Annotated in this window: 12 protein-coding genes; all 12 read right to left on the bottom strand. The window is 52.5% G+C overall.

Annotated elements, in window-relative coordinates; genetic code table 11:
- Nucleotides 1-37: 37 nt before the first annotated feature.
- Nucleotides 38-805: a type III pantothenate kinase gene (locus NNL21_RS33815; RefSeq protein ID WP_204822617.1), complete on the bottom strand. Its 768-nt coding sequence runs from the start codon at nt 803-805 to the stop codon at nt 38-40.
- Nucleotides 802-1,701: a carboxylating nicotinate-nucleotide diphosphorylase gene (gene nadC / locus NNL21_RS33820; RefSeq protein ID WP_204822616.1), complete on the bottom strand. Its 900-nt coding sequence runs from the start codon at nt 1,699-1,701 to the stop codon at nt 802-804. Before nadC ends, NNL21_RS33815 begins: the two co-directional genes overlap by 4 nt.
- Nucleotides 1,676-3,316 carry an L-aspartate oxidase gene (gene nadB, locus NNL21_RS33825; RefSeq protein ID WP_204822635.1) on the bottom strand — a complete coding sequence of 547 codons (1,641 nt, stop codon included), beginning with the start codon at nt 3,314-3,316 and terminating at the stop codon, nt 1,676-1,678. The genes nadC and nadB overlap by 26 nt, the downstream gene beginning before the upstream one ends.
- Before the next feature lie 40 nt (nt 3,317-3,356).
- Entirely contained in the window at nt 3,357-4,295 is a 939-nt protein-coding gene (nadA, locus tag NNL21_RS33830) for a quinolinate synthase NadA (RefSeq protein ID WP_204822615.1), read from the bottom strand.
- Nucleotides 4,296-4,698: 403 nt separating this feature from the next.
- Entirely contained in the window at nt 4,699-6,708 is a 2,010-nt protein-coding gene (gene ftsH, locus NNL21_RS33835) for an ATP-dependent zinc metalloprotease FtsH (RefSeq protein WP_204822614.1), read from the bottom strand.
- Nucleotides 6,709-6,847: 139 nt separating this feature from the next.
- The gene (hpt, locus tag NNL21_RS33840) at nt 6,848-7,387 is read right to left on the bottom strand and encodes a hypoxanthine phosphoribosyltransferase (RefSeq protein ID WP_204822613.1); all 540 of its coding nucleotides are present in this window, start codon (nt 7,385-7,387) and stop codon (nt 6,848-6,850) included.
- Nucleotides 7,377-8,888, bottom strand: a complete 1,512-nt coding sequence (gene tilS / locus NNL21_RS33845) for a tRNA lysidine(34) synthetase TilS (protein ID WP_204822612.1) — start codon at nt 8,886-8,888, stop codon at nt 7,377-7,379. The genes hpt and tilS overlap by 11 nt, the downstream gene beginning before the upstream one ends.
- 24 nt (nt 8,889-8,912) lie before the next feature.
- Nucleotides 8,913-9,833 (bottom strand): protein kinase domain-containing protein, encoded by a 921-nt coding sequence (locus NNL21_RS33850; protein WP_204822611.1) that lies wholly within the window; start codon nt 9,831-9,833, stop codon nt 8,913-8,915.
- The gene (locus NNL21_RS33855; RefSeq protein WP_204822610.1) at nt 9,817-10,542 is read right to left on the bottom strand and encodes a VWA domain-containing protein; all 726 of its coding nucleotides are present in this window, start codon (nt 10,540-10,542) and stop codon (nt 9,817-9,819) included. The genes NNL21_RS33850 and NNL21_RS33855 overlap by 17 nt, the downstream gene beginning before the upstream one ends.
- Nucleotides 10,543-10,823: 281 nt before the next feature.
- A complete protein-coding gene (mraY, locus tag NNL21_RS33860; RefSeq protein ID WP_204822609.1) occupies nt 10,824-11,774 on the bottom strand; it encodes a phospho-N-acetylmuramoyl-pentapeptide-transferase in 951 nt (316 codons plus the stop codon).
- A gap of 201 nt (nt 11,775-11,975) precedes the next feature.
- Nucleotides 11,976-14,471 carry a stage II sporulation protein E gene (spoIIE, locus tag NNL21_RS33865; protein ID WP_204822608.1) on the bottom strand — a complete coding sequence of 832 codons (2,496 nt, stop codon included), beginning with the start codon at nt 14,469-14,471 and terminating at the stop codon, nt 11,976-11,978.
- A 518-nt stretch (nt 14,472-14,989) separates the two neighbouring features.
- Nucleotides 14,990-15,559, bottom strand: a complete 570-nt coding sequence (locus NNL21_RS33870; protein ID WP_204822607.1) for a S1 domain-containing RNA-binding protein — start codon at nt 15,557-15,559, stop codon at nt 14,990-14,992.
- Between the last annotated feature and the right edge of the window lie 4 nt (nt 15,560-15,563).

Genomic DNA, 15,563 nt, shown 5'->3' on the forward strand with positions numbered 1-15,563 from the left:
GTCAGCTAGTTCGATATTAATTTCGTCGTATATCCGACTACTCTTGATTGCGTTCGTATATAATACGAAGCCCTTCGAGCGTAATCAAAGGATCCACCAGCTCAATCGTCTCCGATTCGCTGGCGATCAGCTCCGCTAGCCCGCCGGTCGCAACGACACGCGGCGTTACCTTAAACTCGCGGCGTATTCGGCCTACGATGCCATCAACCTGCCCGGCATAACCGAATATAATGCCCGCTTGCATCGATGTCACCGGATTACGCCCGATAACGCTCTTGGGCTTCACGAGCTCAATGCGCGGCAGCTTCGCCGCCCGCTGGTATAACGCTTCCGTCGAAATGCCGATGCCCGGTACGATAGCCCCGCCCATATAATTGCTGCCCGCATCAATATAGTCGAAGGTCGTCGCTGTACCAAAATCGACGATAATAAGCGGTGAGCCGTATTTCTCAATACCGGCCACGGAATTGACAATCCGGTCGGCCCCGACTTCCCGCGGATTCTCATACCGGATGTTCAAGCCTGTCTTAATTCCAGGCCCGACGATAAGCGGCGCTTTGCCTAGATACTGGTGGCATAGCTGCTCCAAGGTCCGCATTAATGGAGGAACGACGGAGGAGATCACAACACCCTCCATCTGATTAAGCGTAACGCCGGCTATGTGAAACAGATTGTGAATCATAATACCGTACTCGTCCACCGTAGCGGACCGGTTCGTGCTCAGCCGCCAATGATGCAGCAGCGTCCGCTGCTTATAGATGCCGAGAACAATATTGGTATTGCCCACATCCACGACTAGAATCACGCCGTCGGTCCTCCCTTTTTCTCGTTCAAGTCCAGGCTGATATCCAGCGATTGAAACGAATAGGTAAGTCCGCCTACGGAGATCACATCCACGCCGCATTCTGCAATTGAGCGAACCGTATCGAGCCGGACGCCGCCCGATGCCTCTACGATGACATGAGGAGCGCGCGATTTGATCCGATCCACAGCTTCTTTCATTTGCGCAAGCGACATGTTGTCGAGCATAATAATGTCTGCCCCGCAAGCTAATGCTTCGTCCACCTGCGCGAATGACTCCGTTTCCACCTCGATTTTCATCGTATGGGGAATTTGCCTGCGGGCACCTTGTACAGCTTGCGTAATGCCACCCGAGCCTTTAATATGGTTGTCTTTAATCATGACCGCATCATATAGGCCGAATCGATGATTGGATCCCCCGCCTATGCGCACAGCATACTTCTCGAGAATCCGGTGTCCTGGCGTCGTCTTCCTTGTGTCCGCCAGCCTTACGGGCAGTCCGCCGAGAGCGTCGATGAAGCTGCGCGTTTTCGTAGCGATACCGGACAACCGTTGAAGCAGGTTCAGCGCCAGACGCTCGCCTGTCAGCAGACTGTGCGTGCTGCCTTCCACCTCTGCAATGACGGTTCCCTTCGATACCTTCGTACCATCCGATACAAGCTCATGGAAAGTAAGCGCTGGATCAACGACGTCGAAGACAAGTCTGGCAATAGGCATACCCGCTAAGACGCCGCTCTCTTTCACATGGATGACTGCTTTGGAACGGCTGCCCGCCTGTATTGTCGTCCAGCTCGTTATATCGCCTGTCCCAATATCTTCAGCAAGCCAAGCCCGTATTTGTTCACGGAGCGCGCTCTCGGTACCTCCGACTGCGCTAATTCCCGCCTTGTCCAGAACCATTCTCGATCAGCTCCTCCGTTACCCCATACTCCCGGTGCAATACTGTATGCTTCCGCCATTCAACATCATTGCGAAGGGGAAAGTCTTCCCGGTAATGCGCTCCCCGACTTTCCATCCGCGAAAGCGCCGCCTGCGTCGTGAGCATCGCACATGTAAGCAGATTGGCAAATTCATATTCTTCCCGCTGTTTCAGTACCGACTGGAAAATCGGAAGCTGGCGCTTAAGCTCCTCAAGCCCCTTCTCCAGTCCTTTTCCATCACGCCGTAAACCCGCATAGCGCAGCATAACCTTCTGCAGCTTCAAGCGTTTCTCCACGACAGCCTGCATAGGTGCGCTGCTTCTTGCGCGCTCGCGGGAATCGCCCCAATTTCGCGGCTTCAGAGCCAGTGGTTCGAGCTCGTGAATTCGCTCTACGATACGGCGGCCGAATACGATCGCTTCCGACAAGGAGTTACTCGCCAGCCGATTTGCCCCATGGACACCTGTAGATGAGCACTCGCCGCACGCAAACAATCTGGCAATATTCGTCTCGCCGCTCAAGTCGGTTTTTACGCCACCCATCATATAATGCGCAGCAGGCGCTACTGGAATCCAGTCCGAAGTCAGATCAAGACCATAATTCAGACAGAACTCATATATATTCGGAAAGCGGTGCTTGACCATATCTGCGGATTCATGCGTAATGTCTAAATAAATGAAAGTGGAACGCGTTTCCTCCATCTCGCTTACAATCGCTCTGGCCACGACATCACGCGGTGCCAGCTCCAGCTGCTCATGATACCGCTCCATGAACCGCTCACCCTTAATATTGCGCAATACCGCACCTTCTCCACGCACGGCCTCCGAAATGAGGAAGCGCGGCGCACCAGGGTAACAGAGCGATGTCGGATGAAATTGGATGAACTCCACATCCTGAATATACGCCCCTGCGCGATATGCCATCGCGATTCCATCGCCTGTGGCGACATCAGGGTTCGTCGTGTACCGATACAATTGACCGGCGCCGCCCGAACATAGAATCGTTGCCTTGCCTCTTACGAATAAACGCTGCCCGTCCGGCTTCTGTACGATTGCACCGCAGCACTCTCCCTCTTCCGTGACCAGATCGATCACAAAGTGGTCATCCCACACTTCAATCCGCGGATCGGCCTTCGCTCTCTCGGACAATGCACGAACGATTTCAAAGCCCGTAGCATCCCCATTCGCATGCAAAATACGACGCTGGCTGTGCGCGCCTTCCTTCGTCAGCGCGTATGCACCGTTCTCTTGATCGAACTGGGTGCCCATATGCACCAAATCCTGTACCCCTGCCGTCCCTTCATGCACAAGGACGTCAACGGCCTCGAACGAGCAAAGTCCAGCACCGGCTACCAGCGTATCCTGACGATGATAGGCAGGAGAATCGTCTTCGGAGACGACCGCGGCAATACCGCCCTGGGCGTAGCGCGTGTTGCTGTCGAGCAGCGATTTCTTGGTAATCATGAGGACATTATCTGTAGCGCTTACTTTCAGCGCCGTAAAAAGACCGGCAATGCCGGCCCCGATAACGATGACATCCTTCTCAATGACTGGAAGATCATCTATCGCAACATCTATTAAATATCGAGGAATCATCGCGTCGACTTTCCTTTCTTCGGAAAGAGAGTAGCGCATGCTACTTCACCTGTAACATGCGCTCCAAGGATAAACGGGCTTGATCAGCAACCTGCTGTGGAACATAAATTTGTGGCTGCATCGTTTCCAAACACTTGACGAGCTTCTTCAAGTTGTTCACTTTCATATTCGGGCAGACCAAATATTTGGTGGCAAAATGGAATGTCTTGTCTGGGCTGTCCTTACGCAGCTGGAAACCGGTGCCGTCTTCCGTGCCGACGATAAACTCTTTACCTTCCGATTCCTTACAATATTTGATGATGGCGGTTGTGCTGCCGACGAAATCGCCAAGTGCGACGACTTCTGGACGGCACTCTGGATGGACGACGAACTCCGCATTGGGATATTTCGCTTTCATCTCTTCTACATCTTTGACGGTTAACATGTCGTGGGTGTTGCAGTAACCTTCCCAAATAATCATTTTTTTGTCGGTATTCTGCTGCACGTAGTGCCCCAGATTCTTATCCGGTACCCAAATGATTTCGTCCGAATCGACCGAGTTCACAACGCGAACGGCATTCGCCGATGTGCAGCAAATATCGGTCTCCGCTTTAATTTCAGCCGAGGAGTTGATATACGTAACCACTTTAGCATTCGGATGCTGTGCCTTCAATTTACGCAGGCCATCCACGTTAACCATGTCCGCCATCGGGCAGCCGGCACGCTCATCAGGAATAATGACGGTCTTGTTCGGCGCCAGAATCTTCGCGCTCTCCCCCATGAAATGGACACCGCAAAATACGATTACATCCGCATCCGTCTGTGCCGCTTTCTGGGCGAGCAGGAATGAATCCCCGCGGAAATCAGCCACCTCTTGAATTTCATCACGCTGGTAATAATGAGCAAGAATAATGGCATTGCGTTCTTTCTTCAATTGCATCAGGCGATCGCGCAGCTCGCGGTTTTGCTCCGCTTTACGCTCCATTGCCAATGCTTCCATGGACAAATCTCTCCTCTTGTTTACGTAATAAACATGACTTTGTGAACAGAAGCACAATCTTGTCGATACAGGTACTTATAGTGTGGACCATAGGTTGTGAATTCATTAATTAAGAATAAATTTACACGGGTGCCGGGTACCTGTCAATAAAGACGGCGAAAGAAAAACCGCCATACACCACGGAAAGGGTAGCATGAGGGGGCACAACGCGCAGAATGGACCAATTTGAGCTGTTTTGATCTTCATACGCATATAGCAGGAAAGCGCCCACTTATTCGTGCATTATTCTATATTTCTACAGGAGAATGTCCTGCCGCTTCGACATAAAAAAGCTGCTCCCATCTCCTTATACACGGCTGCATATAAGGAGGTGTGAACAGCTTTGCTCATCTATTGCGTTTCATTAACTCTTATTATTATTTGACCCATCGTCATCATTGCCGCTATCCGGATCAACCGGAGGTGTCGCTTCACCTGGCTCGCGGGTTTGGATGCGAACCTTTACTCCGCCGATCGTATCTACAATCGGTTCTGTCGTAGGCTCTTCCGGCGTTTCTCCGTCAGAGGAGTCGCCGCCTTCCAGTGTACCATGATCGATCAAGCGCTTGATTTGTTCAAGCTCAAGCGTTTCTTCAGCAAGCAAGGTTTGCGCGATGAGATGAACTTCCTTGCTCTTCTCCGTCAGCAAGTTCTTCGCACGCTCATAACATTGATTAATGAAATTTTGCATTTCTTGATCAATCTCATACGCAATGGCGTCGGAATAGTTCTGCTCATGCCCGATATCGCGGCCCAGGAAAACCTGCCCCTGTGAGCTTCCGAACTGCATCGGTCCAAGCTTGTCGCTCATGCCGTATTCCATAATCATGCTGCGTACGATGCTCGTCGCGGACTTGAAGTCACTGTAAGCGCCTGTGCCGATTTCACCGATAAACAGTTCCTCGGCGACACGTCCCCCCAGCAGCCCGGTCACTTTATCGAGCAGCTCTTGCTTGGTTGTCAGCATGCTGTCTTCTTTTGGAAGCATGATGACATATCCGCCTGCGCGTCCGCGCGGGATAATGGTTACCTTATGAACCGCATCCGCATGCTCCAGGAAGTAGCCGATAATGGTGTGTCCTGCTTCGTGATAAGCGACGATGCGCTTCTCACGGTCGCTGATGACACGACTGCGTTTCTCGGTTCCGACGATGACACGATCGATCGCTTCATCAACCTCGCGCATCGCGATGTCCTTCTTGTTGCGGCGTGCCGCCAGCAATGCAGCTTCGTTCAGCAGGTTCTCGAGATCGGCACCGGTAAAGCCGGTCGTCCGCTTCGCAATAACATCCAGCTTCACATCCTTCGCCAGCGGTTTGTTGCGGGCATGAACCTTCAATACGGCTTCGCGGCCTTTCACATCTGGACGGTCAACCGTAATTTGACGGTCGAAACGGCCTGGACGCAGAAGCGCCGGGTCAAGAATATCCGGACGGTTGGTTGCCGCCACAATGATAATACCTTCATTCGCACCGAAGCCGTCCATCTCAACGAGGAGCTGATTGAGCGTTTGCTCCCGTTCGTCATGACCGCCGCCGAGTCCGGCGCCGCGCTGACGTCCCACAGCATCGATTTCATCGATAAAGATAATACATGGAGCATTCTTCTTCGCGTTCTCAAACAAATCGCGTACGCGAGAGGCACCGACGCCGACAAACATCTCGACAAAATCGGAACCGGATATACTAAAGAAAGGCACGCCTGCTTCACCTGCAACTGCACGTGCAAGGAGCGTCTTACCGGTACCTGGAGGTCCGACAAGCAGAACGCCTTTAGGAATGCGCGCGCCTACAGCTGCGAATTTACGCGGGTCTTTCAAAAACTCGACTACCTCGACGAGCTCCTGCTTCTCTTCATCTGCGCCTGCCACGTCCTCGAATGTGATCCGTTTCTTCTCTTCGTTATACAAGCGTGCCCGGCTCTTGCCAAAGTTCATGACTTTGCCGCCGCCGCCCTGCGCTTGATTCATAAGGAAGAAGAACAGAACGAAGATGATCACGAAAGGGATGATCGACGTTAAGAACGTCAGCCAGATGCTTGGCTCTTTCATTGGCTTGTTGGTAAGTTTGACCTGGTTCTTCTCTGCGAGATCGTGAATTTCTTTAACGACGAATTCTTCTACGTTGGTGTGTGTGTAGAAGCTAGTCGATTTCTCATTCTCGGGATTTGTTTTATATTCACCAGTGACCAAGTAGGAATAGCCGTCAAATTGATAATTCAGCTCGTTGACATTGTTGTCAACAAGTGCCTGCTTCAGCTGGTCGTATCGAATTTCGACGGTTGTATCATTTTGGCTGCTGATAAATTGGAAGATCCCGACGGTCACTAAAAAAATGATCAAATAAAATCCAGTGTTGCGGATGATCCGATTCATCCCCTACCTCCTCTCAAGACGCTTAAGATATTTTACCATAGCATGATTCCCCACTACAAACGGTTTGATGAGGGAGGTACATCTACAGTGAATCGCATCCTTCATGTATTGTATGGCTTAGCCAGGGCGGACAATTCCGCTACTTCTCGTAGACCTCCGGCTTCAAAATGCCGATGAATGGCAGGTTGCGGTATTTCTCCGCGAAGTCTAGACCAAATCCGACGACGAAGGCATCCGGTAGAACAAACCCTTTGTAATCCGCCTCCAATTCGACCTTGCGTCCAGCCGGCTTGTCAAACAACGTCACGAGTGTGACCGATTTGGCATTGCGGCGCTCCAATACATCAATCAGGTAGCTAAGCGTCAATCCGCTGTCTATAATATCTTCGACAATGAGTATGTCCCGTCCTTGAACAGGTGTGTCCAAATCTTTAATAATTTTGACAACGCCTGACGTCTTCGTGGACTGACCATAGCTCGAAACCGCCATAAAGTCGATTTCAAGCGGGATTGTGATTGTTTTAACCAAATCAGACATGAAAATAAACGCGCCTTTCAAGACGCAAATGACGAGCGGATTCCGCCCTTCAAACTCTTGGCTGATGGTCTCGCCAAGTTCTTTCACTTTCTGCTGAATCTGGTCGCTGTCGTACAGAATTTCTTGAATATCATTCAGCAATGCCGGGCCCTCCTACGTTTTTACCTATACTATGAATAGATGAGTGCGTCTTATTCGAGCCAATATCGTCCTCCGACGTGAATTCCGCCCGAATGCGCAGAACGCGTCGTGTGGAGCTGGAAATTTGCGCGGACGCTCCTCTCCTTACACCGGGAATCCACAGAATATGTCCGTTCGCATCAATCAGAAGCGGAATACGCTCCCGTCTCGATGGGGCGATTCGATCGTCAACGAACATATCTTGCACTTTTTTTGCGCCGTTTAAACCAAATACTCGCATCCGGTCGCCAGGACAGCGGTTGCGCACGGTGAGCGGAAACGCCAGCTCATCTGCATCAAACACCGCTTCCATACGTCCGGATCGCATGCTGCCGTCTTCAGGAGCTTCGAGGGTAAACGTTAAGATGGCATCCGCTTCCGGAACGGCCAGCCGTTTCGTCATCTCCTCTACGCCACAGGCTTCATACTCGTACCTGACCGGCTGAGCGTCATTCACTTCGGTACCGGTGTGCAAAAAGCGCATGGTATCGTATTCCCTTAAGCATCGGATCCCCCCGCCTACATCAGCGCTCCACGTCGAAGCGGCACCATCACCAGCAGCCGTTCGTATCGTTTCTACCCCGTCAAAAGAGGTGGTTTCCGTTTCCAATCCCATATAATTTAATATTAGTTTAATCAATCTCCTTTGTAAAGCGACATGCAGGTCAAGCATCGCTTTGCGGTCGATTTGGCATCCGCCCTGTACAAGCTTGACGTGGCGGCCATATGACGCGCGCGTCTCGGCATTCATCCATTCATCCTCAGCAGAGGCAAGCTCTGCCAAACGAACTAACGAATCCGATAGCTGCGGATTGTACTTCGTCAGCGCCGGCAGCACATCAAGACGAATTGAATTACGAAAATAATGGCGCTTCGCATTGCTGCTGTCTTCGCTGTATGTCAGATCCCGTTCTTCGCAGTAGCGCAGGATGTCTGATTTGTTCATACGAAGCAGGGGACGGATTAGTTCCACGTTTTTTTCAGTCCGTCGAAGCGAAATGCCGGCCAAGCCGCTCGGGCTTGTCCCCCGTATGATGCGCATTAGCACGGTTTCCGCCTGATCATCCGCATGATGGGCGAGTGCGATGCGCGATGCAGCGTATTTCTGGGCGATTTCGTGAAGAAATAAATAGCGCTTCTCACGAGCCGCCGCTTGCGCGTTCATACGCGTTTCTTCTATAAAAGCAGGTATATCAATAAATGCAGCCTCGAATCGGACACCTAGCCCCTCGGCAAACCTTCGGACAGACTCCGCTTCCAGCGCCGATTCTTCACCTCGAAAGCCATGATCGACATGCGCGGCGACAAGCGAAAGGCGCTGTGCCTGGGAAAGACGTTGCAAGATATCGAGCAGCGCCGTCGAATCCGGGCCGCCCGATACCGCAACGACGATCGTATCACCCGGCTCCCAAAGCCTCTCCCGGGCCGCGGTATCCGCGACCTCTTTCATCAGATCCCCCATATGCTTCCTTCTCTCTTCGCTTGGCTATGAATTAAGCAGCCAATATATCGTTGTTGCCAGAAGCGCAGCAGATGCTACGAACAGCCCTTTCATCCAGCTTGGTGCGGGAGTCGCATGCCGCTGCCCAGGCCGATGCATCCATTGCCGCCAGCTGCCGGCTGCTTCCCGGGCATCCTTGAACTCGCCGTTCAACGCTTGCCGCAGCCAGCCTGTCAGCGGTTTAAGCCGCGGATTCGCATGGGCAAGCTTCAGCAGCTCCTCGGGCATCCGATTCTGCGGCAGCAGCGAGGCGGTCAGCTGTGCAAGCCGCTGGCTTTCATGCAGCTGAATACAAAGCACCCCGAACGAAAACAGATCATAACGGGCGTCTGCGGTCCGGGAGCCCGCGTTCCAGTAGCCGCGATCGTAAATCTCGGTAAACTGCCGGACGCTCTTGCCCATCGCGGTTACCCCGCCGTAATCGACCAGCTCTACGCGCCCGTAATCGGCGACCATGACGTTCTCCACCTTCACGTCACTGAATGTCCAGCCGCCGTCATGCAGCTCGGCAAGCTTGCCGAGCAGGCTGTAGCCCACCACAGGAAACCAATCCATCCCCTGCTTCATCAAATAGTCGGATAAGGTGGCACCCCGTATGTAACGCATAATATAGAATGGATATTCCTTCCCATCCAATGCCCGCATATCGTCGACTTCAACCAAGTACGGTTCTGCGCGAGACCCCTTGCGCTGCTTCGCGATCGACTGCAGGACGTTCACTTCGGACTGCAAATCGACGGTATCTGCACCTATTTTCATCGCGTACCAGCTGCGCTGGCGCTCCACTAAAAATACTTTGCCATTGGCCCCTTCACCGAGAAGCCGCTCCACGCGGTAGCTATTCCGCTTCCACTTTCCTTTAATAACCGTGCCCCGCGGAAGGGTCCATTCAAACGACGTAATCACTCATCATCCCGTCCGTTTCGTCATTCTTCCTATTACCATAATCGGCTTTTCGGTAAAAATCAATGACATGCATGAGCGCCGGCCCTGTCGGCGTCGTTCCTTTCATCTGCAGCCGAGGCAAGAATTGCGTCATTCCGCCCACATTCGTCGTCCAGTCGAGATCGAGCGTGCAATCATCACCATATGCCGATCCGGGAAAATGAAACACGGCTATCTCGCTTTGGCCTTGTCTGGCTTGGAGACTAAGCGCCAGGTCGCGAATGGCTTCCTCCACGGCATGGAGCTTAGGCTTCATACTGGCACTTCCGTCGATAAGCAGCGCCACCCGCAGCTTGCTCGTCTCACCGAGCTCATCGATCACACGCACCACTTCGCCGCGCTTGTCCGGCGGCAGCGACTCGATCGACGAAGTTCCAAGCACCTGCTGCAGCTCCCGATGAACGGCTTGTTGAATGGTTTGCGCAACCGTCTTGCGGGTCAGCATCTGAACCGTCTGAGCCAGCTGCCTCGTATTTACAAGCCGGCTGAGTCCGCCGCCCGCACGAGCCACTTCCTCGATTTCAGCCGATCCGAACTCGCCTAGATCGCCTTGGTCGAGCACGCCGACCACATTAACCGTAATACCTTCCGCCAATGCCTGCGCTGCGGCTACAACCGGACTTACGCCCACGTTCGAGCAACCGTCTGTGATAAGCAAAATTTGTTTCACGCTTCATTCCCCCAAATTATGGAATCTATCGCTAGTGTCCCTACCAGCGTGCCCAGATTCAAGAGAATTTAACCGTTTCAAGCGAACAACTCGCTTGTACATTAACCAATCCCGGCCCTTCCGAATCGATGCAACAGCCCCGGCTCAATAGACTCTAGTACGCTAACGGCCCGTTCATGGACAAAATTTCGTCTTCCACGTTTTCTAACTGCCTTGGGCCTGATAGGGCCGCGGGACAAAAAAAAGCCTGCCAACCGGCAGACTTCGACACCTCACATCCCCTAAAAAAGAAACCGCCATAACAGCCAGCTCAGCAGTGCGCAGGCCCATGACACCATGCCGAACACGATCACGATCGTATTCTCGCTCCATCCGTACTTCAATCGAAAATGATAATGGATCGGAGCCATTCGAAACAGACGCAGCTTGGTCTTCTTGTAATACCATACTTGTAAAATAACCGACAGCTGTTCAGCAAAATAAATCAGGAACAAGAGCGGTATAAAGATCTCGACCTTCTCGAGAATGGCCAGAAAGGATAAGGAGCCTCCAATGGCTAAGGAGCCGGTATCGCCCATGAAGGCTCTTGCCGGAAAAATGTTATATATAAACAATCCGAGCAGACACGCAATCATGACCAGGGAGAACGTCTTGACCTCGGGTCGTTCCGATATCATAAAGAAGAAGAAATAGGTCGGAATCGCTACATTGATGAGCAAGCCATCCAATCCATCGGTAAAATTAATCGCATTGGCCGATCCGACAATAAATAGCATCATCAGAACGACATACAACGAAAGCGGAAGGGCGGCTGAATAGCCTTTGAAAACCGTAATGACCGGAGATAATGAGAACTGGTCTATTAGAATGAATAAGAGGATGCCCGTAAACCCAAATTGAAGAACAAGCTTCATCTTGCCCGAGATGCCGGACGGATCTTGATGCGCCGCTTTCTTATAATCATCCAGAAACCCGACCACGCTGAAGAGAACGAACGTCGAGCTCAGAAACAAGGCAAGGGGGTCCGGACGGAACAGGGTCGAGGTAAGCGCGCCGATAAGCAGAATCAATCCCGCCATCAACGGCGTTCCCCGCTTGGCCTGGTGATCAGGAGGCAGCTCCACCCGGATCGGCTGCGTCAGCTTCAGGGTCCGCAGCGTGCGTATGAGCACGGGAGTTAGTGCTGCCACAAGAAAGAAGGATAATAGGGTTATACTCCATAATGAATTCATCCATGGACTCTCCATTCAACATGAATATTAGCTGCCATCATGCCATCATCATCACAGCCCGCCATTGGACAGGCCGATCGTTCATAGTCTATCACATGGACTGGATGTATGTTCTAAAACTTTACTTAAAAGGGAATAAGAGCGCCCTCCTGACCCTTGTCATGGAAGGCGCTCCTTGATTGTACGTTATGATGCCAGGAATCAGCTCACCGTCCTTGGGCGTTCAACCTTAGAGAGGCCCGGCCACCGAAAGGTCGCCCATTCAGGCTGATGCTTCTCCACGCGGGCGACGACGACCGTCATATCGTCGAGGATTTCGCCTTTGTGATAGCGCACCACGGTCTCCAGGAGAGAGTCGGCAATCTCTTGCGGACTATCCGATTTGATTTCTTGAATGACCCGCTTCATCCACAGCTCCTTATTGACGGCATGTCCGGGGGCATCGTAAATACCGTCGGTCATCATGATCAACGTATCGCCAGGCATCAGCTGGACCCGAATGAGATCGACATCGATTTCCTTCAGAATGCCAACTGGCAGGTTATTCGCCGAGATGGGAATCACCTCGCTGCCCCGCTTGATGAAGCTGGGCGTCGAGCCAATTTTGAGAAACGTCGTCTTTGCGGTATACATATCGATTAACGCCACATCCACCGTCGCGAACACCTCGTCCGACGACCGCAGCAGCAGCACGGAATTAACAGACTTGATGGCAAGCTTCTCATCCATGCCCGATTGAAGCAGCTGCTGCAATATCGTTAGCGCAGTGCTGCTCTCCTGCTTGGCCCTCTCGCCGTTGCCCATCCCGTCACTGATGGCCACCGCAAATTTGCCATTGCCGAGTTCAACCGTGCTGAAGCTGTCTCCCGACAGCAGGTCTCCTCCCTTGGCCACACCGGCAATGCCGGTCTCGACCTCATACGCCTTCGCCGAGCCGAATATCACGAGCGCCGGCTCACCGGGTTTATCCGGGAACTGCTCGGACATCACGGCAATCGATTCGCCTAAAATATCTGTCAGCAGTGGAGCAATTATTTTTCGGCATTCATCATACCCCTTTCCGAATCTGTGATACACTTCAATTTCAACATTTCCCTCCTCCAAGTTGACAACATCAATGCCTTGTATGGATAAACCGAGCCCTTCTAGCGCCTCTCGGATCTGCTCTTCTTGTAAATGTAGCTGCTGGCCCTCCCGCCTAATCTCCCGCGCCAAGTCCTCCATCACCTGCGATACGCCGGACAGCTGCTCGGCCACGAGCACACGGGAATCGTTTAATTGCTTGCGCCAATGCTGGTCATGCTGGAACAATTCATACTGCTGCTGCATCACGCCCAGCACCTGCTGCGATTTGGAGCAATGGTTGCTCCATTCCTTCGGCACCTCCCTTGGACTCGGCCGCTTCCCTCCTTCAACGGCGGTCATCATCTCCGTCATCATCTTATACGTCTGATAGAACTTACCGTCCCAGCACAGCTCTTTCTTGTGGCAGGTACTGCATGTCTTCTCACCTGCCGCGTTCATGAAATGCTCCACAACTTCGTTTCTCTTCTCACTCTCGCTTCTTACTCCGCTCACTTGGCCGAAGCTGCGCGAGAGCTGCCTGAACACCTCCGAAAATTGCGCCACACGCTGTGCCGTCACATCACGGACCCGCTTGGCGTACTCATACTGTGATTTCACATGCTCTTGCGTCCCCGGCACGTACTTCGCGATTGTCCGTACAAGGGAGCGTGGTGTAAGCAGAAACAAAGCGACTGCGACAATCGACTCCCAGGTAGATGCCATGACATCCGTCTGATTGCCGATATAAATAGCTAGAATGGAAGTGCCGAGCAGCATTCCGAAAGCGACTGCCATTTTGCCGCCTTCGCGAAGCAGACCGGCCAGCAGACCGGCGAATGCCAGCAGGCTCATCTGGACAATCGCGCTCAAGTCCGCCAGGCTCAGTATAAGTCCTGCGACGACGCCGACCGAGGCTCCAAGAGGCGCCCCTCCGACAAGCGCGAACAGCAGAAGCATATAACGCGACATGATATGTTCAATCGATAAACCATAGACGACCCAACCGACCGCCCCGGTCATCACAGAGGCAAGCATGATCATTAGACAAATAATTTCCTCATTCTTGAGCGCCGATGTCCGCCTCGTCATCGTTAACACCGGTACGGCTTGTACGAATACGAGGGTGAGGACGAAGCCCAGCGCAGCTTCCACCCCGACCATCGTGAGCCGGTACCAGTCTAAGGTGTCCGCGATCACAACACCGAATAACCGGACGACTAAGGTGGATAGAAAGACAAGGAGCGGCGCATATGATAATTCCGCCCGCTCATAGGCCTCTAATCCTTTCATGAGCAGGAAGACGACGGCGAGCTCCATGGCGACCCAGATCGGATCAGGCGCAACGGCCAGCCAGCTGCCCGCCACGATGGACAAGGCTACCGGTAAATAAGCATCTCGCCTTAAGAAATAGACCACTGTAAAGTAAGCAACGGCAAATGGAGTAAGCGACTCCAATATAACCGCTCGTCCTAATAGAAACCCGACCGCCATCAGCGCGAACGTCCATTTCTTTGCTGATATCAGTTGTACCACACGGCGCGCCATCGCCCAGTCTAATCCTTTGCGAACTGCCGTCTGCACGATGCTTGTCTTCTGAACGCCTGGAAACATAACCACATTGTGCTTGTCCATAATATTAAAACACCACCATTCCCGAGTTAGTGTGGTTCTAATTATAGGAGCAGGATTTCATAAAGTTTGTCAGAAGGCGTAACCCGCTCTAAAGTTTTTTCCGACAAACAAGCAAGCGCTTTCGAAGAGTTGTCGCTTGGGCGCGGCCTCATGGCACACATGGCTTTGAGGATGCTGGGGACGGTCTCTCCGACCTATCGTTCAACAAAAACTGTTACAGCTGCAGCGGTCCATTCGGGGCGAAACGCCGTCCGAACCTGTCGGGAATGGTGGAGAAGACAAGAAAAGTTTTTGATTTAGGGGGGAATATTCGAGGTAAATGAGAATATAATTTTACATTCGGGTCCTTTTTAGCCGGTACAAGCAAACCATTCCTATATAAATCATATCCTTCGCATACGAAGTCATCCTATTCATCGACATTCGGATTGTCGTCTTCCGGTGCTGCAAGGCTGGAAGCTCTCGATTGGACATAGAAAAGGCAGAGCCTGCATGGCTCTGCCTGTATATTCTATTCATCAAACGCGCTTCGCGCCGCGTCCGCCTCGTTTACCTTCAGTGTTCTTCTTCAGGGAGGAAATGCGCTCTTCACTATCTTTCAGGAAGCGGGACACTTTATCCTCGAAGGACGGTTTGCCATAGGCCGGTTTACCCGACTGCGATTTGAATGGACGTCCGCCACCACCGCCGCCGCTCGGTCCACGATTGAATCCGCCGCCGCCACCACCACTTGGTCCGCGGTTGAAGCTACCACCACCACCGCCGCTACCGCCGCCGCTTGGTCCACGGTCGCGATTAAAACCGCCGCCGCTTGGTCCGCGATCGCGCTGAGGCGGTGCAGAACCTTCAGGCCGGTCGATGGCTTGCTTAATCGAAAGTCCGATCTTCCCGTCTTTATCAACATTAATGACCTTCACTGTAACGACATCTTCCAGCTTCAAATGGTCTTTAACATCCTTGACGTAATTATCGGCAATTTCTGAGATGTGAACGAGCCCCGTGACACCCCCCGACAAATCGACGAATGCTCCGAAATGCGTAATGCCTGTCACCTTGCCCTCTAACTTGGCGCCCACTTCAATTGCCATAGAT

The sequence above is a fragment of the Paenibacillus mendelii genome, assembly GCF_024498075.1.
Classification (GTDB): domain Bacteria; phylum Bacillota; class Bacilli; order Paenibacillales; family Paenibacillaceae; genus Paenibacillus_Z; species Paenibacillus_Z mendelii.

Excerpts from the sequence above, each read along its gene's own strand:
- nadC (WP_204822616.1), bottom strand. The coding sequence starts at position 1,701 with ATGGTTCTGGACAAGGCGGGAATTAGCGCAGTCGGAGGTACCGAGAGC.
- nadB (WP_204822635.1), bottom strand. The coding sequence starts at position 3,316 with ATGATTCCTCGATATTTAATAGATGTTGCGATAGATGATCTTCCAGTC.
- nadA (WP_204822615.1), bottom strand. The coding sequence starts at position 4,295 with ATGGAAGCATTGGCAATGGAGCGTAAAGCGGAGCAAAACCGCGAGCTG.
- ftsH (WP_204822614.1), bottom strand. The coding sequence starts at position 6,708 with ATGAATCGGATCATCCGCAACACTGGATTTTATTTGATCATTTTTTTA.
- tilS (WP_204822612.1), bottom strand. The coding sequence starts at position 8,888 with ATGGGGGATCTGATGAAAGAGGTCGCGGATACCGCGGCCCGGGAGAGG.
- mraY (WP_204822609.1), bottom strand. The coding sequence starts at position 11,774 with ATGAATTCATTATGGAGTATAACCCTATTATCCTTCTTTCTTGTGGCA.
- spoIIE (WP_204822608.1), bottom strand. The coding sequence starts at position 14,471 with ATGGACAAGCACAATGTGGTTATGTTTCCAGGCGTTCAGAAGACAAGC.
- NNL21_RS33870 (WP_204822607.1), bottom strand. The coding sequence starts at position 15,559 with ATGGCAATTGAAGTGGGCGCCAAGTTAGAGGGCAAGGTGACAGGCATT.